Source organism: Serratia sp. PF-27 (assembly GCF_030053255.1).
Taxonomy (GTDB): domain Bacteria; phylum Pseudomonadota; class Gammaproteobacteria; order Enterobacterales; family Enterobacteriaceae; genus Serratia; species Serratia bockelmannii.
The window spans coordinates 1,102,267-1,124,653 of record NZ_JASGBT010000015.1; the positions used below are offsets into that span (position 1 = coordinate 1,102,267).

At 57.7% G+C, this 22,387-nt stretch carries 23 protein-coding genes; 12 read left to right on the top strand and 11 right to left on the bottom strand.

Features of this window, described 5'->3' with window-relative positions:
* Positions 1–19 precede the first annotated feature (19 nt).
* Both mgtA and QMZ29_RS10010 read right to left on the bottom strand, forming a co-directional pair.
* Positions 20–2,719, bottom strand: a complete 2,700-nt coding sequence (mgtA, locus tag QMZ29_RS10005) for a magnesium-translocating P-type ATPase (protein ID WP_261427175.1) — start codon at positions 2,717–2,719, stop codon at positions 20–22.
* Between the two features lie 241 nt (positions 2,720–2,960).
* Positions 2,961–3,659, bottom strand: coding sequence for an MgtC family protein (locus tag QMZ29_RS10010; protein WP_025303346.1), 699 nt, complete (start codon positions 3,657–3,659; stop codon positions 2,961–2,963).
* A gap of 433 nt (positions 3,660–4,092) precedes the next feature.
* Between QMZ29_RS10010 and QMZ29_RS10015 the strand changes: the two genes are divergently transcribed.
* Positions 4,093–4,350: a glycoside hydrolase gene (locus QMZ29_RS10015; RefSeq protein WP_261427173.1), complete on the top strand. Its 258-nt coding sequence runs from the start codon at positions 4,093–4,095 to the stop codon at positions 4,348–4,350.
* A gap of 33 nt (positions 4,351–4,383) precedes the next feature.
* Entirely contained in the window at positions 4,384–5,769 is a 1,386-nt protein-coding gene (locus QMZ29_RS10020) for a CoA transferase (protein ID WP_049295897.1), read from the top strand.
* Here the strand turns inward: QMZ29_RS10020 and QMZ29_RS10025 are convergent.
* A complete protein-coding gene (locus QMZ29_RS10025; RefSeq protein ID WP_261427169.1) occupies positions 5,766–6,641 on the bottom strand; it encodes a LysR substrate-binding domain-containing protein in 876 nt (291 codons plus the stop codon). The genes QMZ29_RS10020 and QMZ29_RS10025 overlap by 4 nt on opposite strands.
* A gap of 101 nt (positions 6,642–6,742) precedes the next feature.
* On the opposite strand from QMZ29_RS10025, the gene QMZ29_RS10030 reads away from it, so the two are divergent.
* Positions 6,743–8,158, top strand: coding sequence for a pyridoxal phosphate-dependent decarboxylase family protein (locus QMZ29_RS10030; RefSeq protein ID WP_049296076.1), 1,416 nt, complete (start codon positions 6,743–6,745; stop codon positions 8,156–8,158).
* A gap of 12 nt (positions 8,159–8,170) precedes the next feature.
* Here QMZ29_RS10030 and QMZ29_RS10035 read toward each other — a convergent pair whose 3' ends face one another.
* The gene (locus QMZ29_RS10035) at positions 8,171–8,812 is read right to left on the bottom strand and encodes a GNAT family N-acetyltransferase (protein ID WP_080352506.1); all 642 of its coding nucleotides are present in this window, start codon (positions 8,810–8,812) and stop codon (positions 8,171–8,173) included.
* A gap of 795 nt (positions 8,813–9,607) precedes the next feature.
* On the opposite strand from QMZ29_RS10035, the gene rcsA reads away from it, so the two are divergent.
* On the top strand, positions 9,608–10,237 hold the full coding sequence (gene rcsA, locus QMZ29_RS10040) for a transcriptional regulator RcsA (protein WP_025303351.1): 630 nt from the start codon (positions 9,608–9,610) through the stop codon (positions 10,235–10,237).
* A 217-nt stretch (positions 10,238–10,454) separates the two neighbouring features.
* On the opposite strand, the gene dsrB is transcribed toward rcsA, so the two are convergent.
* Positions 10,455–10,655, bottom strand: a complete 201-nt coding sequence (gene dsrB / locus QMZ29_RS10045; RefSeq protein ID WP_004935117.1) for a protein DsrB — start codon at positions 10,653–10,655, stop codon at positions 10,455–10,457.
* A gap of 315 nt (positions 10,656–10,970) precedes the next feature.
* The gene (gene cspE, locus QMZ29_RS10050; protein ID WP_004935122.1) at positions 10,971–11,183 is read right to left on the bottom strand and encodes a transcription antiterminator/RNA stability regulator CspE; all 213 of its coding nucleotides are present in this window, start codon (positions 11,181–11,183) and stop codon (positions 10,971–10,973) included.
* 375 nt (positions 11,184–11,558) lie between these two features.
* Here cspE and QMZ29_RS10055 point away from each other — a divergent pair, with 375 nt between their 5' ends.
* The 3 genes from QMZ29_RS10055 to QMZ29_RS10065 all read left to right on the top strand — a co-directional run bounded on the left by QMZ29_RS10055 (position 11,559) and on the right by QMZ29_RS10065 (position 13,817).
* Complete coding sequence (locus QMZ29_RS10055) at positions 11,559–11,936, top strand: hypothetical protein (protein ID WP_025303352.1); 378 nt, start codon at positions 11,559–11,561, stop codon at positions 11,934–11,936.
* 510 nt (positions 11,937–12,446) lie between these two features.
* Positions 12,447–12,656, top strand: a complete 210-nt coding sequence (locus QMZ29_RS10060; protein WP_004935132.1) for a hypothetical protein — start codon at positions 12,447–12,449, stop codon at positions 12,654–12,656.
* 153 nt (positions 12,657–12,809) lie between these two features.
* Positions 12,810–13,817: an NAD(P)H-quinone oxidoreductase gene (locus QMZ29_RS10065; protein WP_043140545.1), complete on the top strand. Its 1,008-nt coding sequence runs from the start codon at positions 12,810–12,812 to the stop codon at positions 13,815–13,817.
* A gap of 44 nt (positions 13,818–13,861) precedes the next feature.
* Here QMZ29_RS10065 and QMZ29_RS10070 read toward each other — a convergent pair whose 3' ends face one another.
* The gene (locus tag QMZ29_RS10070) at positions 13,862–14,914 is read right to left on the bottom strand and encodes an SDR family oxidoreductase (RefSeq protein WP_261427168.1); all 1,053 of its coding nucleotides are present in this window, start codon (positions 14,912–14,914) and stop codon (positions 13,862–13,864) included.
* Positions 14,915–15,024: 110 nt separating this feature from the next.
* Here QMZ29_RS10070 and QMZ29_RS10075 point away from each other — a divergent pair, with 110 nt between their 5' ends.
* A complete protein-coding gene (locus tag QMZ29_RS10075) occupies positions 15,025–15,957 on the top strand; it encodes a LysR family transcriptional regulator (protein ID WP_043140541.1) in 933 nt (310 codons plus the stop codon).
* Between the two features lie 3 nt (positions 15,958–15,960).
* Here the strand turns inward: QMZ29_RS10075 and QMZ29_RS10080 are convergent, their stop codons facing one another.
* The 3 genes from QMZ29_RS10080 to QMZ29_RS10090 form a co-directional block, all read right to left on the bottom strand.
* On the bottom strand, positions 15,961–16,350 hold the full coding sequence (locus QMZ29_RS10080) for a YidB family protein (RefSeq protein ID WP_025303356.1): 390 nt from the start codon (positions 16,348–16,350) through the stop codon (positions 15,961–15,963).
* 95 nt (positions 16,351–16,445) lie between these two features.
* The gene (locus QMZ29_RS10085) at positions 16,446–16,694 is read right to left on the bottom strand and encodes a GlsB/YeaQ/YmgE family stress response membrane protein (protein ID WP_004935146.1); all 249 of its coding nucleotides are present in this window, start codon (positions 16,692–16,694) and stop codon (positions 16,446–16,448) included.
* A 14-nt stretch (positions 16,695–16,708) separates the two neighbouring features.
* The gene (locus tag QMZ29_RS10090; RefSeq protein WP_025303357.1) at positions 16,709–16,906 is read right to left on the bottom strand and encodes a glycine zipper domain-containing protein; all 198 of its coding nucleotides are present in this window, start codon (positions 16,904–16,906) and stop codon (positions 16,709–16,711) included.
* Between the two features lie 628 nt (positions 16,907–17,534).
* On the opposite strand from QMZ29_RS10090, the gene QMZ29_RS10095 reads away from it, so the two are divergent.
* Both QMZ29_RS10095 and yjdN read left to right on the top strand, forming a co-directional pair.
* Positions 17,535–18,455, top strand: a complete 921-nt coding sequence (locus QMZ29_RS10095) for a Kdo(2)-lipid IV(A) acyltransferase (RefSeq protein WP_060447860.1) — start codon at positions 17,535–17,537, stop codon at positions 18,453–18,455.
* Positions 18,456–18,631: 176 nt separating this feature from the next.
* Entirely contained in the window at positions 18,632–19,051 is a 420-nt protein-coding gene (gene yjdN, locus QMZ29_RS10100) for a VOC family metalloprotein YjdN (RefSeq protein ID WP_025303359.1), read from the top strand.
* 15 nt (positions 19,052–19,066) lie between these two features.
* Here yjdN and QMZ29_RS10105 read toward each other — a convergent pair whose 3' ends face one another.
* A complete protein-coding gene (locus QMZ29_RS10105; protein WP_043140533.1) occupies positions 19,067–19,261 on the bottom strand; it encodes a hypothetical protein in 195 nt (64 codons plus the stop codon).
* Between the two features lie 159 nt (positions 19,262–19,420).
* On the opposite strand from QMZ29_RS10105, the gene QMZ29_RS10110 reads away from it, so the two are divergent.
* A complete protein-coding gene (locus QMZ29_RS10110) occupies positions 19,421–20,974 on the top strand; it encodes a sensor domain-containing diguanylate cyclase (protein WP_261427163.1) in 1,554 nt (517 codons plus the stop codon).
* A 479-nt stretch (positions 20,975–21,453) separates the two neighbouring features.
* Positions 21,454–22,347 (top strand): Kdo hydroxylase KdoO, encoded by an 894-nt coding sequence (gene kdoO, locus QMZ29_RS10115; RefSeq protein ID WP_025303361.1) that lies wholly within the window; start codon positions 21,454–21,456, stop codon positions 22,345–22,347.
* The last annotated feature ends 40 nt before the right edge of the window (positions 22,348–22,387 follow it).

A 22,387-nucleotide genomic window follows, 5' to 3' on the forward strand; every position in this document is an offset into this window, starting at 1 on the left:
AAGTGAACGCCGAGGCGGCTTACAGCCACTCGCCGAAGCGGCGGATGTAGAAACGCTTCATCAACTGCGCGACCACGCAGTAGCTGACCAGCGTAGCGGCCAACCACGGGAAGTATTCCCACGGCAGCGGCTGCAGGCCAACCAGGGCGCCGAGCGGCGAGAACGGAATGTAGATGCCGAGCGCCATCACCAACCCGGTGGTCAGCAACACCGGCAGCGCCGCGGTGCTCTGAATGAACGGGATCTTCTGGGTGCGCAGCATATGCACCACCAGCGTTTGCGACAGCAGCCCCTCAATGAACCAGCCGGACTGGAACAGCGCCTGGTGTTCCACGCTGTTGGCGGCAAACACGTACCACATCAGCGCATACGTCGTGATATCGAAGATTGACGAGGTCGGCCCAATCCACAGCATAAAGCGCCCGATGTTTTTGGAGTCCCACTTGCGCGGTTTGCGCAGGAACTCTTTGTCCATCTTGTCCCACGGCAGCGACAGCTGGGAAATGTCGTACATCAGGTTTTGAATCAGCAGGTGGATCGCCAGCATCGGCAGGAACGGGATGAAGGCGCTGGCCACCAGCACCGAGAACACGTTGCCGAAGTTGGAACTGGCGGTCATGTTCAGGTACTTGATGATATTGCCGAAGGTCTCGCGCCCTTTGATCACCCCCTCTTCCAGCACCATCAGGTTCTTTTCCAACAGGATGATGTCCGCCGATTCCTTGGCGATATCGGTACCGGTGTCGACCGAGATGCCGACGTCGGCGTCGCGCAGCGCCGGCGCATCGTTGATGCCGTCGCCGAGGAAACCGACGGTATGGCCGTTGGCCTGCAGCATTTTCAGCACCCGCGATTTTTGCAGCGGTGTCAGCTTGGTGAAGACCGTGCGCTGTTCCACTTCGCGCGCCAGTTCTTCGTCATCCATCTGTTCAATCCGCAGCCCGGAGAGCGGCTCGCCCGGCTCCAGCCCGACGTCGCGGCAAATCTTGCAGGTGATCACCGGGTTGTCGCCGGTCAGCACCTTCACCGTCACACCGTTTTCCTGCAGCGCGGCGATCGCCTGCTGCGCGCTCTCCTTCGGCGGGTCGAGGAAGGTCAGCAGCCCTTGCACCACCATATCGCGCTCGTCGGCCACGCTTAGCGGTTCGGCCGGGCGCTGCGCATCCAACTCACGCGTCGCCAGCACCAGCACGCGGAAACCGTCTTCGTTGTACTCGCGGGCCAGCGCCTGCAACGCCGCACGGCGCGCGTCGTCCAGCTCCAGCATCTTGTCGCCTTCACGCACGTGGGTGGCGATCTCCAGCATCTCCTCCACCGCGCCCTTACAGATCAGCTGCTGCTTGCCATTCTCATCCGCCACCACGATCGACAGACGGCGGCGCACGAAATCGAACGGCAGCTCATCCACCTTGCTGAAACGCCCCAGGGCTTCAATCCCCGGTTTGCCGCGCCCGAAACGGATCACCGCCTGATCCATCAGGTTCTTCATGCCGCTCTGATGGAAGCTGTTCAGCCAGGCCAGGTGCAACACTTCGTTATCCCTGGCGCCAGTGACGTCGATGTGGTGCTCGAGAATGATGCGGTCCTGGGTCAGCGTGCCGGTCTTGTCGGTGCAGAGCACGTCCATAGCACCGAAGTTCTGAATGGCGTTCAGACGCTTCACCACCACCTTGCGACGCGACATGGCGATCGCCCCTTTAGCCAGATTGGAGCTGACGATCATCGGCAGCATTTCCGGCGTCAGGCCGACCGCCACCGCCAGCGCGAACAGCGCCGCCTCGCTCCAGTCACCTTTGGTGAAACCGTTGATCAGCAACACCACCGGCACCATCACCAGCATGAAGCGAATCAACAGCCAGCTGACGCTGTTCACCCCGCGATCGAACGCGGTTTGCGCCCGCGAACCAACGATTGACTTGGCCAACGAGCCGAAGTAGGTGCGCCCGCCGGTCGCCACCACCACCGCCGTAGCGGTGCCGCTGGCGACGTTGGTGCCCATCAGGCAGATGTTGGAGAGCTCAAGCAGCGCGTTCTCGCTGGACACTTCCCCTTCGCTCGACTTCTGCGCCACGTTGCCCATGGCATCGTATTTCTCGATAGGGATCGCTTCGCCGGTCAAAATCGCCTGGCTGATGAACAGATCGCGCGAGACGATAAGACGCACGTCGGCCGGCACCATGTCACCGGCGGAGAGCTGGATGATATCCCCCGGCACCAGTTCGCGGATCGGCACTTCCAGCGTCAGCGGATGCGCGCTGTAGCTGCTGCGGCGCAGCACCGTGGCGGTGGTGCGCACCATCGACTTCAGCGCTTCCGCCGCTTTGTTGGTGCGATATTCTTGCCAAAAACGCAGCAGCCCGCTCAGCGTGACCATGGTCAGGATGATAATAACGCCGGTGAGTTCAGTTTCTTCACCGCTCTGGCGCGGCAGCCAATAATCGGTAAAGAAACTGATCGCAGCCAGCACCATCAGCACAAAGATAAACGGGTTGTTGAAAGCCTTGATCAGCTGAATCAAGGCATGCGGCGCCTTGTCGTGGGCGACCTGGTTGGCGCCGAACTGTTCCAGCCGCTCATCGGCGTCGTCCTGGGTCAACCCGTTGCGGTTGCACTTCAGGTTCGCCAGCGTTTGGGCGATGCTGTTGGTCGCCTCTTGCGCAATGGCGTAGGTCACCGCGTCTTTATCACGGCGACGCGTTCTTTCATTAATCTGAGTCATAACGCTATTCTCTTATTTTCGTTCTGCGCACAGGGATATCCCGCCCGATAAACAGGTGACTCTGCGCAGCTTGGAATTTTTTATTAGCGTGACTAAATGGCGGAATTATCCTGTCAGCCACGCTGGAATCATTTTCCTTCCGGGGTCATCGTCCATAACGCCTCCTTAATGCTCCGCGTTATTCAGGCGAGCCCGAATAACCTGAGCATATAATCAAGTTAATAAATATTTATATAATTAATCAGACCGGTAATTCGGACGCGACTCGCCAGCGAACGGCACTCACGCTTTTCTCCAGGCTGACGCGGCAGACAATACCCTCAATTTCTTTTTGCGCGGCCGGCGTGGCGGTAATTTCCGCGCACACTTCCAATTGCCCCGGGCTGGAGATATCGGCGCTGCGCAAGGATTGCAGCCGCAAGGCCACGCCGTTCAGCGCCTGCAGAATCAGGGTGCGCACCAGAATTTCGTCCTGCTCGCCGCAGGTCACCTGAATGCGATAGCACAGTTCCAGATCGGTTGCCTGCTGGTGCGGCTGCAGATTGATACGCTGCGCGGCTTCGCGCAGCAGGATATTGGCGCACAGGATCACCAGCGTAGCAACCACCGCATCCCAATGCTGGCCCAGGCCGCACAGGACGCCGATCCCCGCCGAACACCACAGCGTAGCGGCGGTGTTAAGGCCGCGAATGTTCAGCCCTTCACGCATGATAACGCCGGCGCCGAGGAAACCGATACCGGATACGATCTGCGCAGCCACCCGGCCGGCGCTGGCCGGATCGGTGGACATGGAGCTGAGAATAAAGACCGCCGCACCGGTCGCCACCAGCGCATTGGTGCGCAGGCCGGCCATGCGTTGGCGCCACTGGCGCTCGGCGCCAATGACCGCACCCAGGCACATCGCCAGCAATAAATTTAAAACGAAAGGAGTCATAGCCATGACTGTCCCCTTAATTAACCGCAGGAGATAAAATCATGTGCTGTTTAGCACACGCGAAAGCGCGCTGAAAATAAATCAGCGAATCAGCGTGTCGTGCCTGGAGGGAAAAGGCTGTGGCTGCAAAATACCATAATAACGTCCAACTCGATTCACCTGAAACCGTCAGGCATCAGGAAACGTTTATTACTCGGGTATGCACAGCTCAGAAATAACTGGAGAGGGGTGCTGCCCGCCGATAACGGCAAGCAACAAATCAGAAGAGAATTGGTCAGCTTGCCTTATTTGTTTTATTACAACTACAACTGTCCAATTGGGTTTCTCCACCGAAATTTTGGCTGAGTATAGTGACGTCGGATAATGAAGTAAAGGCTAATTTATTAAACGAAAAATAAACTGGAATACGGCGATTATATTTCGATGTCACAAATAGAAGGTGCCAACATTGGGCACCAACGCCGCCTTCCGGCCGCTGCATCAGGCTCTGTGGGACAAAGCGTTGTTGGACTTCCGCTGGCTCGATCGGGACGGCTGGGTGCAGCAGACGACCTTCAGCGACGGTTCGACGCTGGCCGCCAACTTTACGCGCAGCCTTTCACTGTCATCGCGGCCCACAGCCTGCGCGCCAAACTGGCCGACGGCCGCACATTCGACGTTACGCCTTAGCAAGGTCGCCGGCGGTGGGCTACGCTAGGCTATATTTCCGACAACCCGTAAGGAGTGGCCGATGACGCCTCTGATCCACACTCTGCTCGACGAGATTTGGCAAAGCCTGGGACAGCGTCCCGCCCCTACCGACCGGTTAACCGTTAGCGGCGTCGGCGCATTGCCTTCGGCTTTTCCCGTCACAGAATTGGCGACCGCCGCCTGGAGCGCCGCCGGTTTGGCCTGCGCCGAGTTGCTTCGCTGCGAGGCCGCCGACGCGCCGCAGGTCTGGATAGATCAACGCCTGGCCTCGCTCTGGTTTGGCTGGACGCTGCGGCCGCTGGGATGGACGCTGCCTGCGGCCTGGGACGCACTGGCCGGCGACTACGCGACGGCGGATGGCTGGATACGTCTGCATACCAATGCGCCGCACCATCGGCGAGCGGTGGAACAGGTGCTGGGTTCGGCATCGGATAAAGGCACGCTGGCGGAACGTGTGCTGGACTGGAAAAAAAGCGAGCTGGAGGAAGCCGTGATCGAGGCCGGCGGCTGCGCGGCCCAAATGCGCTCGGCGGCCGCGTGGCGACAACATATTCAAGGCAAAAGCGTAGCGCTCGAACCGCTTATCCACGCCTCGCTGCAGCCGGAAGCGCCACCGCCGGGCTGGGCGCTTCCCGTCGCCCGGCCGCTGCACGGCGTGCGGGTGCTGGATCTGACGCGCATTCTCGCCGGGCCGATCGCCACCCGTTTTCTTGCCGGTTTGGGCGCCGACGTGCTGCGCATCGATCCCTACGGCTGGGATGAACCCGGCGTCGAGCACGAGGTGATGCTGGGCAAGCGCAGCGCACGCCTCAACCTGACCAATGCGCGCGATCGCCATACGTTTGAACATCTGCTGAAAAACACCGACGTGCTCGTGCACGGCTACCGTGCCGGTGCGTTGGAGAAATTGGGCTATGGCGCGGAGGAAAGACGCGCGCTGGCGCCGGGCCTGATCGACGTCTGCCTGAATGCCTACGGCTGGAGCGGGCCGTGGCGGACCCGGCGCGGTTTCGACAGCCTGGTACAGATGAGCTGCGGGTTGGCGGAGGCGGGTATGGTTTGGCGCAGCGCCAGTTTGCCGGTGCCGCTGCCGGTACAGGCTCTGGATCACGCCACCGGCTATTTGATGGCGGCAGCGGTGCTGACCGGTATGACACAGCGCCTGAGCCGCGGTACCGGCTACCACGCGCGGCTGTCGCTGGCGCGCACGGCGCAACTGCTGCTAGCGCACCCCTGTTCGGCAGATTATCGACCGGAACCGCTGGCACCGGCCGGCCCCGCCGACGAGAACCCGGAAACAGAACTGACTTACTGGGGGGCCGCGCAACGCCTGCGCGCCCCGTTAAGCCTGCAGGGTACGGCGCTGCAATGGGCGCTGCCGGCGACTACGCTCGGCACCTCGCAACCGGAATGGCTACGCCGCTAAATCGCCGCCAACTGTCGCTGAAGCCACTGCAGCAAGCGGGTAACCGCCGGCGTCAACCCGGCGGTCTGCGGCCACACCAGGTAAACGTCGTCATCGCTCAGACGACGGGGCGCGGCCAACGCCACCAGTCTCCCCGCGTCAATCGCATCCTGCACCAGCAGCTTTTTCGCCAACGCGATGCCAAACCCTTGCTCCGCCGCGCGAATCAACAATCCGGCATCGTTGAATAACGCCTGTTGTCGCCCGCATAACGGCCGCCCCTGCGCGTTGAACCAGTCGCGCCAAGGACTGACGTCGTGCTCGAGCAACGGAATATCGCCACCGTTCTCGAACGCCGCCCTCCATTCTCGCGCCATATCCGGCGAAGCGACCGGCAGCACGTCACCCGACGCGATGCGCTGCGCCTGCAGCCCCGTCCATTGACCGCTGCCGATACGGATCGCCGCATCGAACCCTCGCTGCGACAGATCCTGCAGCGCCAGCGACGCATCAATATCCAGCGCAATATCGGCGCAGGCCTCATGAAAAGCAGGCAGACGCGGCAACAGCCAATAATGGGCAAAAGACGGCAACACGCTGATACGCAGCGTCTGGCTTGTCGCCGCACGCCGGGCGCGGGCGACGCCCTGCAGCAGTGCCTGCAGCGCCGGCTCTACCGCCGCCAACAACTCTCGCCCGGCGGCATTCAGGCGTACACCGCGCCCGCGCCGTTCAAACAGCGGATAGCCGACCGCCTGCTCCAGCAACTGAATTTGCTGGCTGACCGCGCCGTGCGTCAAATGCACCTGTTGCGCCGCAGCGCGCAAATTTTCCAACCTGGCGGCGATCGCAAAGGTCGGCAAGACATGCAAGGGAATGCGTTCATTCATCATTGGTTAACCAGGCTATCCAAAAAGGTTATTTTTCATCGATTTTGAGCGGCAGGCAAATGTTCTATGTTTACCCCATCATCCCTGACGCTTCCGGAGCCACCATGCACCCACGTTTACAACAGGACCTCGCGCAGTTTCCGCAGATCCTCGACCACACCCGCCAGTTGGCGGAGGATTTCCTGGCCGGGCTGCAGCAACGCTCGGTCTGCCCACCGCTCGAGCATCAGCAGCTGCAACCGGGCGACGATCGGTTGGAGGAAAACGGCGAAGGCGCCCTGGCAGCGCTGGAGCGCTTTTGGCAACGTTATCAGGCCGGCATTTCCGCCAGCGCCGGCCCGCGTTATTTCGGCTTCGTCACCGGCGGCGGCACCCCGGCGGCGGTCGCAGCCGACTGGCTGGTTAGCGTGACAGACCAAAATAGCCTGCTCAGCCATGATACCATTGCAGCCACGATCGAGCTGGCGGCCGTGACGCAGTTGAAATCCCTGCTGGGCCTGCCGGAAACGTTCAGCGGCAGCCTGGTCAGCGGCGCGACCATGGCCAATTTCACCGGGTTGGCCATTGGCCGGCAGTGGCTGGGACAACAGCAAGGCGTGGATATCGCCCAACAAGGCCTGGCGGCGCTGGGCCCCATCCGGGTATTGGCGGCCAATCCGCATTCCAGCAGCGTGAAGGCGCTCAGCATGCTCGGCATCGGCCGCGAGGCGTTGACGATCGTCGCCAGCCTGCCGGAGTCTGAAGCCATGGATATGGAAGCGCTGGCGCGGCAGCTCGCCGCCGGCGCTGGCCAGCCAACGTTGGTACTGGCCAGCGCCGGTACGGTCAACACTGTCGCTTTCGACGATCTGCCGCAGCTGCTGGCGCTGCGGGAGCGTTATCCATTTTGGCTGCATGTCGATGCGGCATTCGGCGGCGTGGCGGCCTGCTCACCGCTATACGCCTCAAAGCTCGAGGGCTGGCAGCATGCCGATTCCATCACCGTCGATGCGCATAAATGGCTGAATGTGCCTTATGACAGCGCGATCCAATTTACCCGCCATTTGGATCTGCAAATGCAGGTATTTCAGAACCATTCGGCTTACCTGGAAGCACCGACGCTGCGGCCAGACAACTATCTGCATCTGACGCCAGAAAATTCGCGCCGCTTCCGCGCCTTGCCGCTTTGGCTGACGCTGAAAGCCTATGGCCGCAGCGGTATACGAGATATCGTCGAGCGCAACGTCGAACTGGCGCAGGCGCTAGGGGCGGCGTTAGCGGCCGATGACGGTTTCCATCTGCTGGCGCCGGTGAATTTGAACGTGGTGTGCTTCGCCCTCAGTCATCCACAGGGTGAGAGCGAAGCGGCGCGCGATCGCTTTCTCGAACGCCTTAGCCGGCATGGCGTGGTGCGTTGCACCCCTACGCGTTACAACGGCCAGCCGGGGATCCGCGCCGCGCTGGTCAACTGGATGACAGAGGAACAGGACATCCGCTTGACGTTGGACTCGCTGCGCCATTGCCTGGCGGAAACGGCCTAACACGCGCGGCGATTACCCGCGTTGGAAGGCCTGCAAACGACGTTCTTGCCGCCCGTCTTCGCTGATGTTATCCGGCGACAGCCAGGCGGCAAACGCCGCGTATCGTGCCGGCCATTCTCCATCAACGATCGACAGCCAGTCGGTGTCGCGCGAGCGTCCTTTAACAACGACGGCCTGGCGGAACGTGCCTTCATAGCGGAAACCCAAGCGCTCGGCGGCCTGGCGTGAAGGCAGATTGAGGCTATCGCATTTCCATTCGCAGCGCCGGTAGCCAAGATCGTCGAAAAGATGCCGCAGCATCAAGAAAATCGCCTCGCTGCCCAGCGCACTGCGCTTCATCAGCGGCGACCAGTTGATGGTGCCCAGTTCGGCCACGCCGTTGCCAGGATCGATGCGTAAAAAAGCGCAGGTTCCCACGGCGTGCCCGTTCGTCTGATCGATCACCACCATCGTGTTTCTGTCTGCGCTGGACACCTGTGCCTGAAGATAGCGCTGGAAATCTGCGTGCGACTGCGGCCGTTCCCAAAACAGATAGGTCCAGTCACGATCGTCCTCAGCGGTTTGGTAAGCCTGATAAAGCGCATCCCCCCAGCGCGCGAGGTTAAGCGGTTCGAGGCGGCAAAACCGCCCTTGCAGCGGCGTGTGCCCGGGTATGCCTGCCGGCTGCCAATGAGGAAGGGCCTCACCTATCGGCTGCCCATACTGATTCTTTCTCACCGCGACATCCTGTTTTTGAAAGGTGGAGAGGCAAGTTAAAACCAACGCGGGCCAGAGACAACTCCGACCTGCCATTCCTCCCCGTGGATCGGACTGCAGGATGATAGTTTAGAGAAATCACTCAATCACCGTTAAACATTCACGAAAACTATTTCATGCGAAATAAATATCTATATAACTCATTGTAAAACGGTGATTTATAGCAACAATTAAGCTACACATTCTGGTCATAATGTTAACTTTTGTTTGTTGTTATGATAAAAAAAGAAGTGCTTATCATTAGCATGGAGAGCAAAAATATCTATAAGATAATGATTTTTATATATAAAAAGTCAAAAACACCAGAGAGAGCGCTTTTTGACCACTCAAAAAACGCGCTGAAAGACATCAAAAAAACGACACATGAATTTTTTTTAAGACTTTTCCTAGCAAACTAAAATTTTGTTTCGTGACATGATGAACAGATTAGCGGCAAGCAATGCAGACAGGCACGGGCGCCAAGCGCAAATCAGGCTCAACATGCCTAAGCTGGACGAGCAGCAGATCGCCCTGACTTAAGCCAAACTTATAGATTCATGCAATTAATAAGTTTAGTATGAAAATATCATTGAGTGCCGTCGTGTTTATTGATAGAACACTCGCTACACTGAATTATTGTTCCATTTTGCCTTTCGGCTTTTTAGGCTTTTTCTCATATTACCGCAGTAAAACGGATTTAAGTGGGGGTGCGATATGCCAACGATTATCATGGATTCATGTAGCTATACCAGATTGGGGTTAACCGACTATCTGACTTCGCATGGCGTGAAGAGGCGCCATATTAATGCCATCGAGGACATTGACAGCCTGCATGAAAAATGCAGCAAGTTAAATCCGAGCCTGGTGTTTATTAACGAGGACTGCTTCATCCACGAAGCAAACGCCACCGAGCGAATAAAACGGGTGATTTCACTGCACCCGGATACGTTATTCTTCATCTTCATGGCCATTACCAACGTACATTTCGACGATTATTTATATGTTCGCAAGAACGTCATCATATCGTCAAAATCCATCAAACCAGAGACTATGAATCAGCTACTTAGTCACTATCTCGAGAGAACGTCCCTCCGTACGGAGAAATCCTCTCTGGATCAAACGCCGGTAACGCTGAGCCAGACTGAATCGAACATGCTACGCATGTGGATGTCCGGTCAAGGTACCATCCAGATATCAGACCAGATGCAAATAAAGGCCAAAACGGTCTCTTCCCACAAGGGAAACATCAAGCGGAAAATAAAAACGCACAACAAGCAGATCATTTATCACGTTGTTCGTTTGACCGATACATTGACCAGTGGAATATTCGTCAATAGCCGCTGAACCACAGAGAACGCCCCCGCTCTGTTTTACCAGCCGTTAAATACCCGGTGATAATGTCATCTGGATAGCAGCCGCTGGAACCACAAAAAAATACCTGCTGCGTTATCCCCCGCTAGCGCAACGGGTATTTTTTTGCCGCCGATAAAAAAAATCTTACCGCAATGAAATAATCTCAAAATGGACAATTTCATTAGAAAATTAATGAGATTAACCTAAGTTACTGCCCGTGCTCGCGGCAGGGCTCCACAAACGTGCCGTCACGGCTGTCGATTTCATTAAAAAACCATACGCCCGCCGGGTAGTCGTCAAGAGAAACCAGATACATGGTGCCTTCGTTGAACACCTCTACGGCCAAAATCACGCCTTCACGCCGCGGGCCTCCGTCTGTTTTTACCGTCACTCGATCGTTAACCTGCATACCCTTCCCCATTATTTGCGATTGCCGTCAGTGTATTACAAAAGCGAGGGCGATGGACACCACTCCAGCCCTGCCGGCCTCTGCTATCAGCGTAGCAGCCGCCTGGATTTTCACTTTCTTAACGGTTTGGCCGCAGAATCTTAAGCCGGTCTCGCGTAGCCTGTCTTCAGGCGTTTCCCCCCAGAGAAGCGCTCGCAAATGAAGTAACAAGGAACTTTTGCCCGCAGACTTGCGGGCTTTTTTTACGCGCTGCCAAATTGCAGGCATAAAAAAACCCGCCGCAGCGGGTTCTTTTCAATCAGCGGTAGACGCCAATTAGATAGCGGTAACGTTAGCCGCAGATGGACCTTTCGCACCGTTCTCGATAGAGAACTGTACGTTCTGGCCTTCAGCCAGGGTCTTGAAGCCTTGATCCTGGATAGCAGAGAAGTGTACGAATACGTCTTTGCTGCCGTCTGCTGGGGTGATGAAACCAAAACCTTTAGCTTCGTTGAACCACTTCACTTGACCTTTGATCATGTTGGACATGTCTAATTTCCTTCAATAATAATGTTAGCCGCCATGGGCGAGATAGCCGGTCATCAGTTACTTATGGAGGCACTGGAAAGGAAATTCGTCAGAGAAGGGCTATCCGGGATAACGCTTTAAATTTGAACTACTTTACTCAAAATGTCGTGCATAAATAGGTCTGTACCACAGGCCGACATCATTAACTCATGAGCGAGCGGCAATAGCAACCTTTTTCGCCGTGATGGGGCGTGAATCTCGGCTAAACGCACAGGATTTGACCCTGTCGGTCGATAGAATCACCGCCTGGCCCCCCGTAACAGCCAAGGTAAATGATAGTAATTCTCGTTCTGCTGTTTTATAGTTGCCTACAGAAATCATTCAGGGAGATTCATCATGCCGAGATGGCTTACCTTACCAACTGCCAGTGCCGCCGCCCTGCTGGCCTTTGCCGCTTACAGCGCTCCGCAGAGTGCACTGGAGCTGAATTATCAAGCTCCAGAACCCAGTGTGACTCCCGCTCCCAAGCCGACAGCACCGTCAGGGCCAGCCCCTAAGGCGGCGAAACCGCCGATTACTTGGGCAGAGGCACGCGACAAGAACGGCTTTCGCGTCGATATCGAATGCGATCATCCGGGCTGCAGCAAACCGCGCACCAAACCTTATCCCGCGTATGAAGGCCCGGTGAAGAAAACCGATCGCCGCCGCCAATCCGATCCTTACTCCACCAACCAGGATCCCGATTACAACATCCAGTTGGGCTATGAGTGGTAGCGCCGCTTTCGGAGTAATACCTATATCAGCCGCCCTCGCTGCTGCATAGAATAGCGCCAGTTCACCACTCCTCCTGGTGTTGAACACAACAAGCTGTGTTGCAAATCTTTATGCGCCTCCCTATAGGCGCTTTTTTTTTGCTCCTCCCTCATGCCAGTTTCCCGATTACAGATTGCTCTCATTGCCCCGTAAAGTGATGAATGTCACAAATACGCCTCCTTGCCATTCTTATTCGGAGGTGATGTTCATGGCCACAGGATCCCTTGCCCTCTTGGCTGTCTTAGCCAGCATTGCGGGCTATTCGCTCTATAAGCATTTCAAATCTCAGAAAAAAAGCACATTCGTTCGCCCGCACGATCGGTAATCGATAACGCATTTTCACCGCGAAGGCGCGGCACGCCGCACGCCGCACCTTCGTGGACCGTCATGTTTTCATCACAAAATTGTCACACTATGGCCATATGATGATTCGCGATTATCCGCTCTGGCTTAACACCAAGGATTTCGCCCATGACCATAATTAAAGCTGCAAACCATCAGGAAGCAGAAAAGCTCATCCGCGCCGGCACAGCCAAGAAAATCGAACTGGCCTACGATATCGGCAGCGATGACTTCTTCCAGCTTGCCAGCCTGTGGTGCGATAAAGGCGCCAAGATCTCCAAAGGGAAAGAACATTTTATCGTCTCGTTGAAAGGCTTCCGCATCCCCCCTAACGATTGATATCCAGCCGCCCATCGCGGCGGCGTCCTCTCCTCCTCGCAAAACCGCTCTATTCGACCACGCGCACCTCCTTCGATTTCGCTAAGCTAACAGCAGACTTTATTGCGGGCGTTCAGCCTGATAACCACGTCCGCCACGATGAGGAGAGTGACCATGTCAACAAATGCAGCGCAGCCCGGCACGATGAAAGCGATTGAGATTAGCCAACCGGGCGCCCCCGAGGTTCTGGTTGTCACCGAACGCCCGGTACCCGAGCCACAGGCGGGCGAACTGCTGGTGAAAATCGCCGCCGCTGGCGTTAACCGCCCCGACGTGCTGCAGCGCCAGGGGAACTATGCGCCACCGCCCGGCGCCTCGGATATCCCCGGCCTGGAAATTGCCGGCGAAGTGGTGGCCATCGGTGAAGGCGTGACCCACTTCGCGCTCGGCGATCGGGTTTGCGCCCTTATCGCCGGGGGGGGCTATGCGGAATACTGCACCGTGCATGAAAGCAATGCGCTACCGGTACCGGCGGGTCTGAGCCTGACCGAGGCCGCCGCACTGCCGGAAACCTTCTTTACCGTCTGGGTCAACGTGTTCCAGCGCGGTCATCTCAAAGCCGGCGAAACCGTGTTGATCCATGGTGGCACCTCCGGTATCGGCACGGTCGCCACCATGCTGGCGAAAGCCTTCTGCGCCCAGGTGATCACTACCGTCGGATCCGAAGAGAAACGTCAGGCCAGCCTGGCGCTGGGCGCCGACGTGGCGATTAATTACCGCAGCGAAGACTTTGTCGCACGCACCAAAGACGCCACCAACGGCAAAGGCGCCGACGTCATCGTCGACCTGATCGCCGGCGATTATGTCGCCAAAAACTATCAGGCTGCGGCGATGGAAGGCCGCATCGTGCAAATCGGCACGCAAAACGGCGTGGTAAAAGAGCTCAATCTGATGCCGCTGCTGTTGAAACGCCTGACCCATACCGGGTCGACGCTGCGCTCGCGCAGCGTGGCGGACAAAGCACTGATTGCCGCCGAGCTGCGCGAGAAGGTTTGGCCGCTGCTGGAGCGCGGCGTGCTGAAACCGCAAATTTTTAAAACCTTCCCGCTTGAGCAGGCCGCCGCCGCGCATACGCTGATGGAGTCCAGCGAGCACATCGGCAAGATCATGCTGACGTTCTGAGGCCATTCCCCGCAGCCTGTGCTGCGGGGAAACCGATGCCACGCTCAGGGAATGATGCGGCGGCGGCGGAACTCATCGAACAGCGAGAAAAACATGGCTTCGGTTTCGACAAACTGATGGAAACCGAAACACCGCGCCTTGCTGCCATCCGCGAACATGTCATAGTCCCAGGAAAAGACAAAGTCGGCGAAACGCCAGCCGGCCACCGCGCGATAGTCCGGTTCGGTCAATTGGTGCCGTTGCACCAGCTCTCGCCACAGCGGCGCTTTGTCCGCCATCATGCTCTCCAGCGGCATCGGCAGCGGCGCCGCGCATTCCAGCCCGAAGTAAGCGGCGATTTTCGGCCACATCTCGCTCCAGCGAAAGAGATCGCCGTTGTTGATATTAAACGCCTGATTGGCCGCCGCCGGCTCGGTCGCCGCCCAAAGCGTGGCGCGCGCCAACAGCCCGGCGTCGGTCATTTCCAGCAGACTGTGGTAAGCGCCTGGCTTACCGGGAAAGCGCAGCGGCAGCCCGAGCGCTTTACTGATTGAGGCATAAACCGCGATGCTCAACGCCAGGTTCATCGGATTGCCAAGAGAGAAGCCCCCCACCACGCTCGGACGAATGGCGCTCCAACGCCAGCGCTTGCCTGCCTGGCACAGCGCCAGATACTGCTGCTGCGCCACGTTAAACTCCGGCGGCATATGCCCGGCGTCGCTTTCGCGCGCCGGCGTTTTAAACGGCCCCAAATGCGCGCCATACACTTTGTAACCTTGCATTAGGCTGATATGCTCCAACGCCGGCGCGACCGGCTCCAGCCCCTCGACAACGTGTTGCAACATCTGCAGATTGGGCGCCACCAGCCCCGCCCAGTCCGGCGCATCCTGATAGGCGGCATAGAAAACGTGGCTAATCGCGCTCAGCGGCCGCAGCGCGTCCCGCGTCGCCGCCGCATCCAGCAGATCAACCTGAAGGTGGCGCACCCCAGATGCCGGTTCGCCCCCCCGGCGCGAGACGCCCACCACTTGCCAACCTTGATCAATCAGCTCCTCAATCAATCGGCGCCCAATCACGCCATTGGCGCCGATCACCAATGCCTGTCGCTTTGCATTCATCTTGCCACTCCTCAGGTTATCGATACCCTGAGTGTTATTGATTAGTAATACTTGCGGTAGAAGAGGATTTCCACTAACACTTATAAGAAAAATCTATAGGCAAGATCGACATGGATAAGCTGAACGCAATGAAAACCTTTATGCGAGTGGCCGAACTGGGCAGCCTGTCGGCCGCCGCTCGCGATCTGCGTTTGACGCAGCCGGCGGTCAGTCAGCAAATCGCCGGCCTGGAGCAGCAACTGGGGGCCCAGCTGCTGTTTCGCAGCACCCGGGCGGTCACGCTGACCGATGCCGGCAGCGGTTATTATCAGCGCCTCAAACCGATTCTGGCGGCGGTCGACGAAGCGGAAGACGCACTGCACGACCAGCACCACCAGTTGCAGGGTAATCTGCGCATCCACGCCCCGACCGGGTTCGGGCAGTTGCACGTCACACCGCTGGCCATCGCTTTCCAGCAACGTCATCCGAACCTCGCCATCGAGCTGCTGCTGGACGATCGTCGCGCCGACGTGATCGGCGAAGGCATCGACGTGGCGCTGCGCTTCGGTGAACTCCATGCGCCCGGCATGGTGGCGAAACGTTTGGGCGAGCTGCAACGCCTGCTGGTGGCATCGCCGGCCTATCTGGACAAGCATGGCACGCCCCGTTCGCCGGCGGAGTTGGCGAAACATGCGCACATTCGTTATAGCGGTTTGAACGACGGCGATACGCTCACTCTGTTCGGGCCGCACGGCCCCGAGATGGTTGCTCTGCGGCCCACGTTCCGCGCCAACAATACGCTATCGCTGCTGGCCGCCATCGAGGCTGGAGTGGGTATCGGCGGCGCCCAACGGCCTTTAATCGCCGAGCAGCTGGCGACGGGGGCGCTGGTGCCCGTTTTGCCGGAATACCGCTACCCGCCCATGGCGCTGCACGCGGTCTATCCCGCCTTACGATTTATTCCGGAGAAAGTGCGCGCCTGGGTGGCGCATCTGCAGCAAGCGTTGACGGCGATCGAGGGAATTAGCGGAGTGAATGCTCCCGGCCAGATGCCGGGAGCCTAATCATTATTTGAACAGTTTGCCGACCATGTCGCCCAGTTCGTTGCTGTCTTGCTGCACTTCACCATTTGGCGAGGCGGCATCCGCGACCGTTGGCAAGAACTGTGCAATGGTGCTGGAGGCTTGTGCAGGATCGATACCCAGCTTTTCAGCCAGTTGGTTGATCGCATCGCTACCCAACGCCTGCTGCACATGATCGCCGGTAATCTGCTGATTTTCGCCATTGCCGAGCCAGGAACCGACGATATCGCCGAACTGCCCCTGACGGAATTTGTCCAAAATGGCCTGTAGGCCGCCTTGTTGCTCAACCCACTGCATAATGGCGATGTAGTCGATGCCTTTACCGTTGGCGCCGCCACCCAGAATGTTACCCAATACGCTATCGAACAGACCCATGATATTCCCCTTTCAGCCGGTACGGCCCGCGCCGCACCGCCGCATTGATTTCACGAAAAAGGGCCGCCGCGGCGACCCTGTTGAGCAACGGCTGCTTAGCCTTTGATCTTCCTGTAGACAAAAAGCACCACCAGGGCACCGATTACCGCCACCACAAAGCTGCCCAGGTTAAAACCGTCAACGCGGCCCATACCGAAGAAGGTGCTGATATAGCCGCCGACGACGGCGCCCACGATCCCCAATATAACGGTCACAATAAAGCCGCCGCCGTCTTTGCCCGGCATAATCCACTTGGCCAGGATACCGGCGATTAAACCAAAAATGATCCAGGAAATGATGCCCATCTTTACTCTCCCTATTACCTTTTGCCTAACAGAAATCCTATTACCAGGCCCACGACGGCGCCGGCGCCTATCCCCGCCCAAGGGTTATCCTTAAGGCAGGCACATGATTGCTCGAGCGCCGCTTTTACACCGCTGCGCACTTCGCAGGCGGTGGCTTTCACGTAGTCGCTCGGTTGCTCAACACCGTTTAGTTCGTCATTTTCATATGACATGTCAAATCCTTACAGACCAACCCTCTGAGAATCTCGTCACATGTTTCGCGCCAGGCGCCGTCCGCTCCGCGATCTTGCTCTGGGCAACCTGCCCGCTGCCGCTCAATGCAGAGGCGTACGCCGACAAACGCACAACTTCACACTATGACTATAGTAAAAAATCAGCGGTTTACCCATTTCCGTCCGTCTGAATTTCACCGTACAAAAAACGATCTAACTTCATCCTGCCGTCATCTCGAGAGGCTAAACTTTAAACAAATCCTCATGGAGGAAACATCCATGTTCAATGCCCCCTTTGTCCTGATTCTCGCGCTACTGTACGCACTGGCCGCCGTTTGGGACGGTTCCGTCGCGTTACTGTTTCATTAAGGTTACATAGCAGTTGTCACTTTTGCGATGCGCTTAATTGTGTCTTTATTTTTCAATTGCACCAGCCGGTTGAAATAGCGGAAAATATCTTCCCGTCCCTCGGTAAAAATCCTATCTCACTCCATTTTTCGCATGCGCTTAAATAAAGTGAAAAAAAAGCATTAATGGAAAATCCTATTTAGCACGAAATGTTCTACTATTCGCCTTATAAAAATTTGGGTTAAGGTCCCATAGGGAAAGAAAAGGAATCATAGAAAAAATGCTTTCTAACCAACGCTTTGAGCGCAAATTCTTGCGCCCTCGTTATTGGTTGCTGTGGATAGGGCTGGGAATACTCTATCTCTTGGTGTTACTGCCCTACCCGCTCATTTATCGACTCGGACACGGCCTTGGCAGAATAGCCATGCGCCTGATGAAACGCCGGGTAAAAATAGCACGCCGCAATGTAGAACTCTGCTTCCCTGAGATGCTCGCCGCCGAGCGCGAGGCGCTGATTGTCAAAAATTTTGAGTCCGTCGGCATGGGCCTGTTCGAAGTCGGCATGGCCTGGTTCTGGCCTGACTGGCGCATCGCCCGTTGGTTTAAGGTGAGCGGCATGGAAAACATGCAGTTGGCGCGTCAGGACGGGAAAGGCGTGCTGCTGATCGGCCTGCATTTCCTCACTCTGGAGCTGGGTGCGCGCATCTTCGGCATGCAAAACCCCGGCATCGGCGTGCATCGCCCGCACAATAACAAACTGATGGAATGGGTGCAGACCCGCGGCCGGCTACGCTCGAATAAATTCATGATCGATCGTAAAGATATCAAAGGCATGATCCGCAACCTGAAACAGGGTGAAATCCTGTGGTATGCGCCGGACCACGATTATGGCCCGCAAAGCAGCGTATTCGTACCGTTCTTCGCCGTGGAAAACGCCGCCACGACGACCGGCACCTATATCCTGGCGCGCATGGGGCGGCCGTCGATCGTGCCATTCGTGCCGCGCCGCCTGCCGCATGCGCAGGGTTATGAGCTGATCGTACAGCCACCGCTGACCGACTTCCCGCTGGACGATGAAACGCGCGCGGCGGCCATGATGAACCGCGTGGTGGAAGAACAGGTGCTGCTGGCACCCGATCAATACATGTGGTTGCACCGCCGCTTTAAAACCCGCCCACCCGGCGAACCTTCGCTGTATTAACCGCCTTCGCGCCTTCGCCCGCCCTGCCGGCGGCGAAGGCGCTCACCTCGCACGAGCATTCTGCGTCAGGGGAACTACACTAATAAGTCACCGACGGCAATTATTGCCGCCAGCAACCATTTCTTCCTGCCCGAGGGCCGGTCGTTGCCTGTCGGGCCACAACCGAGGTCAATGTCATGCTGGTACAACCCTATTTGTTTTTCAGCGGTAACTGTGAGCAAGCGATTAACTTCTATGTACAGCAGTTGAATGCCAAAATTGAAATGGTCATGCGCTTCAAAGACATGCCCGAAGAAGCCCGCCAAGGCGGGCCGCAGGACGCCAATCCTGAAGCGATCATGCATGCGCGTCTGCTGATCGGCGACGGTGTACTGATGGCCTCCGATGGCTGCCCACAAGATGACAGCGGCGGCGCTTCTCACAAAGGCTTCTCGCTGTCGCTGAACCCCAGCGATGCGGAGCAAGGACGCAAACTGTTCGACAATCTGGCGCAGGGCGGCCAGGTGACGATGCCTTACCAAGCCACCTTCTGGGCCAAAGGCTTTGGTATGCTGACCGACAAATTCGGCGTCAACTGGATGATCAACGTCGAATAACCCGTCATGGCGCCGCTAGCTGTAGCGGTGCCAGTCATACGCCACCTTGGCGAACAGCACAAACAGCAGCGCCAACAGCGCCAATCCCAACCGCCAATAGGGCGACCGGCGCCGCCGCCAGGCGAAGAACATCATCACCGCCAGGCCCCCCAGCGTGAGGGGGTAATACACCGCCAGCGTCAGTAAAGCGATAATGATGTAATCCGACATGGCCCTTTTACTCCTTCGCGTTCACGCCGCCGCAAATGCGGGTTGCGATCGCCCTTCGCCTTATCGCCTCGTTAAGGGCTAGAGGTCTGGCGCGTTTATGCATAAAATATAAGATTGCTCTTAACTCGAACTAAATAGTAATCAAACAACAAGGGTGACATGACTCAGCAGCAACCCATACAGGATGCCGTGCCGCCGCGCAGCGTTAAAAGCTCCCCATTATTATTTCAGGCCGGCGTGTTTGTCATCATCGTTGCCGCCACGCTGATCCTCTTTAACAGCTGGCAAATCTGGAACGCGCACCAGCGCGATCTGCGCAGCGCCGAGCATGAATCCGCCAACCTCGCCCGTTCGCTGGCGCAGCATGCCGACGATACTTTCATGCAGGTGGACGGCAATCTGCTCGATCTGACCGAACGTCTCCAGACCGACGGGCTGGGTCCATCGCAGCTGACGCGGCTGCAGCGGGTAATGCAAACGCAGGTCGGCTATCTGCCGCAGCTGCATGGGCTGTTCATCTACGATGCGCGCGGCCGCTGGCTGGCGACCTCCTCGGGCAAGTTCATCAAGAACGCCAACAACGCCGATCGCGATTACTTCAAATACCATCAAAACCGCGATGGCGGCGGTCTGTACATCGGCAAGGTGATCCGCAGCCGCACCACCGGCGATCTGATCATTCCCGTGTCGCGGCGCTTCAACAACCCGGACGGCAGCTTTGGCGGCGTGGTGCTGGCGACGCTGTACGTCGATTATTTCCGCCAGTTTTACGACAGCTTCGCCCTCAACACTGACGCCTCGCTGAACCTGCTGCTGGCGGACGGCACCATCCTTTACCGCCGCCCCTACTCGGCGGCGTCGATCGGTAAAAACATCGCCAAGGGCGTGCTGTTCAGCGAAATTTTGCCGCATTCGGAATTCGGCAACGCCACCATCACCTCGCTGTACGACAAAGTGGAGCGCATCTACGGCTATTCGCGGGTCAACCGCTTTCCGCTGGTGATCGCCGCCGGGCTATCGAAACGCGACGCGCTAGCGGACTGGCGCACCGACGCCGGGCTGTTCGCCGCCGGTGGCCTCTCGCTCCTGATGATCCTGTTGGCGATGGGCATGGTGCTGCTGCGGCAAATCAAGCACAGCATGCAAACCGAAGCCGAGCTGATGCGCACCCGCGATCAGCTGACCAGCATCAACCAGATGCTCGAAGAACTGGCGCTGCTGGACGGCCTGACCGGGCTGGCCAACCGCCGCCAGTTTGATATCGCGCTGAAGAACGAGCTGGCGCGGGCTTCGCGCAACTACCGCAGCGTGGCGCTGCTGATGCTGGATATCGACTATTTCAAACAGTACAACGACAGCTATGGCCACGTCGCCGGGGACCAGTGCCTGCAGCAGATCGGCCAAACGCTCAAAGGGTTGGCGTGCCGCAGCAACGACGTTTTAGCGCGCTACGGCGGCGAAGAGATGGGGATTATCCTGCCGGATACCGACATTCAGGGCGCACTGATTTTCGCCGAACGCGTCATCCAGGCGGTACGCGATCTGAAGATCCCGCATCAGGGCAACCCGCACGGCATCGTCACCATCAGCATCGGCATCTGCGCCAAAGTGCCACATATGTATAACGATACGCCGATCAGCTTTATCAATGAGGCGGACAGCGCGCTGTATCAGGCCAAGAAAAAAGGCAAAAACTGCATTTACGGTGCTTAATCAATAATCGGGTCTCCAAATTTGGCGGCCCGATTTATTCCCGACAAGATGAAATAATTCCACTCCGCAACATTATTTCCCCGGTTTGCCCTGCTATTTGAATGAAATAACGCCAATAAATAAGCAGCATATTTATTTCCATTACAATTCAATAAGATAAAAAATACACCATTCCGCAGACAATTCGTGCCATTTTTGATTATTCGTGCCTACGCGCAGCCCCGTTTAGCCCTCGTTTACTTTTCATTGGTATTGCCGGTGATATCCTTATCGGGAATATTCTCTCTATCAGGAAGCCATCGCACGCTTCGGCGCACTGCGCCCTGCTGATACATCCATAATAGAACCCACAAATTTCACGTTGCAATTGAGCGGCCTGCTGACGCCGCTCCAGCCAGCCACTGCGCAAGCCAGTGCAGCCAATCACGCGGCAACCTGAAAGACGGGAATAAAGCGATATAGATTTGCGAGGAGATCTCATGCCTACTGGCGATATTATGCGTGAACAGGCCGTCCTGACGCTGCCGTTGCGACAATGGGCGGCAGCGGAAGCATCCAGCGCGGTCAGCGAACTGGAACAGGGCAAGGTACTGTTTCTGCCCGAGCTGGCCTTCACCCTGTCTGAACAGGAAATGCCACTGCTGGATCCGACGTTGGTCGATCCGAAGCGCAAAAACATCAGCTATCAGCCGCTGTCCGGCAAGCTGACCGGCGTCGCCGTCGCGGAACGCCGGCAGCAGGTTCAGCAACTGCTGGAGCGCTATTACCAGTCGTGCCGCCAGCTGATCGCCGGGCTGTTGCCCGAGTATCAGGAGGCGCTGCACCATCCGACCGGCAGCCTGCGTTTGCACCCGGTTTCCGCCTGGCGGGCGACCAGTTCCTGGCGCAAAGACGACAGCCGCCTGCACGTTGACGCTTTCCCGTCGCGCCCGAACTACGGCGAACGCATTCTGCGCATTTTTACCAACATCAACCCGCACGGCGAGCACCGCCAATGGCGTGTCGGTGAACCGTTCCCTGAGCTGGCGGCACGCTTTATGCCGCGCCTCGCACGCTACTCCGCCCTCAGCAGCTGGCTGCAGCATCAGGTGCGCATCACCAAGACCCGCCGCAGCCATTATGACCACCTGATGCTGCAGTTGCACGACGCCATGAAGGCCGACGGCGATTATCAGCAGCAGGGGCCGCAGCTGGCGCTGGCGTTTCCGCCGGGCAGCAGCTGGATTTGTTTCTCGGATCAAACGCCGCACGCCGCGATGGGCGGCCAGTTTATGCTGGAACAGACCTTCCTGTTGCCGGTGAACAAGATGCAGGATCCGCAGCGCTCGCCGCTGAAAGTGCTGGAACAGCTGCGCGGTCAGCCGCTGATCTGAATAGATTGCCGCCGCCGGGCCTGCCGGCGGCGGCAAACGC

Coding starts and splice junctions, on each gene's coding strand:
- QMZ29_RS10010 (WP_025303346.1), bottom strand. CDS start 3,659: ATGGCTATGACTCCTTTCGTTTTAAATTTATTGCTGGCGATGTGCCTG.
- QMZ29_RS10090 (WP_025303357.1), bottom strand. CDS start 16,906: ATGTCATATGAAAATGACGAACTAAACGGTGTTGAGCAACCGAGCGAC.
- QMZ29_RS10070 (WP_261427168.1), bottom strand. CDS start 14,914: ATGAATGCAAAGCGACAGGCATTGGTGATCGGCGCCAATGGCGTGATT.
- yjdN (WP_025303359.1), top strand. CDS start 18,632: ATGCTGGTACAACCCTATTTGTTTTTCAGCGGTAACTGTGAGCAAGCG.
- QMZ29_RS10060 (WP_004935132.1), top strand. CDS start 12,447: ATGACCATAATTAAAGCTGCAAACCATCAGGAAGCAGAAAAGCTCATC.
- QMZ29_RS10075 (WP_043140541.1), top strand. CDS start 15,025: ATGGATAAGCTGAACGCAATGAAAACCTTTATGCGAGTGGCCGAACTG.
- QMZ29_RS10055 (WP_025303352.1), top strand. CDS start 11,559: ATGCCGAGATGGCTTACCTTACCAACTGCCAGTGCCGCCGCCCTGCTG.
- QMZ29_RS10085 (WP_004935146.1), bottom strand. CDS start 16,694: ATGGGCATCATTTCCTGGATCATTTTTGGTTTAATCGCCGGTATCCTG.
- QMZ29_RS10065 (WP_043140545.1), top strand. CDS start 12,810: ATGTCAACAAATGCAGCGCAGCCCGGCACGATGAAAGCGATTGAGATT.
- QMZ29_RS10080 (WP_025303356.1), bottom strand. CDS start 16,350: ATGGGTCTGTTCGATAGCGTATTGGGTAACATTCTGGGTGGCGGCGCC.
- mgtA (WP_261427175.1), bottom strand. CDS start 2,719: ATGACTCAGATTAATGAAAGAACGCGTCGCCGTGATAAAGACGCGGTG.
- QMZ29_RS10105 (WP_043140533.1), bottom strand. CDS start 19,261: ATGTCGGATTACATCATTATCGCTTTACTGACGCTGGCGGTGTATTAC.
- cspE (WP_004935122.1), bottom strand. CDS start 11,183: ATGTCCAACATGATCAAAGGTCAAGTGAAGTGGTTCAACGAAGCTAAA.
- QMZ29_RS10095 (WP_060447860.1), top strand. CDS start 17,535: ATGCTTTCTAACCAACGCTTTGAGCGCAAATTCTTGCGCCCTCGTTAT.
- QMZ29_RS10025 (WP_261427169.1), bottom strand. CDS start 6,641: ATGATGAATGAACGCATTCCCTTGCATGTCTTGCCGACCTTTGCGATC.
- dsrB (WP_004935117.1), bottom strand. CDS start 10,655: ATGCAGGTTAACGATCGAGTGACGGTAAAAACAGACGGAGGCCCGCGG.
- kdoO (WP_025303361.1), top strand. CDS start 21,454: ATGCCTACTGGCGATATTATGCGTGAACAGGCCGTCCTGACGCTGCCG.
- QMZ29_RS10030 (WP_049296076.1), top strand. CDS start 6,743: ATGCACCCACGTTTACAACAGGACCTCGCGCAGTTTCCGCAGATCCTC.
- QMZ29_RS10110 (WP_261427163.1), top strand. CDS start 19,421: ATGACTCAGCAGCAACCCATACAGGATGCCGTGCCGCCGCGCAGCGTT.
- QMZ29_RS10020 (WP_049295897.1), top strand. CDS start 4,384: ATGACGCCTCTGATCCACACTCTGCTCGACGAGATTTGGCAAAGCCTG.
- rcsA (WP_025303351.1), top strand. CDS start 9,608: ATGCCAACGATTATCATGGATTCATGTAGCTATACCAGATTGGGGTTA.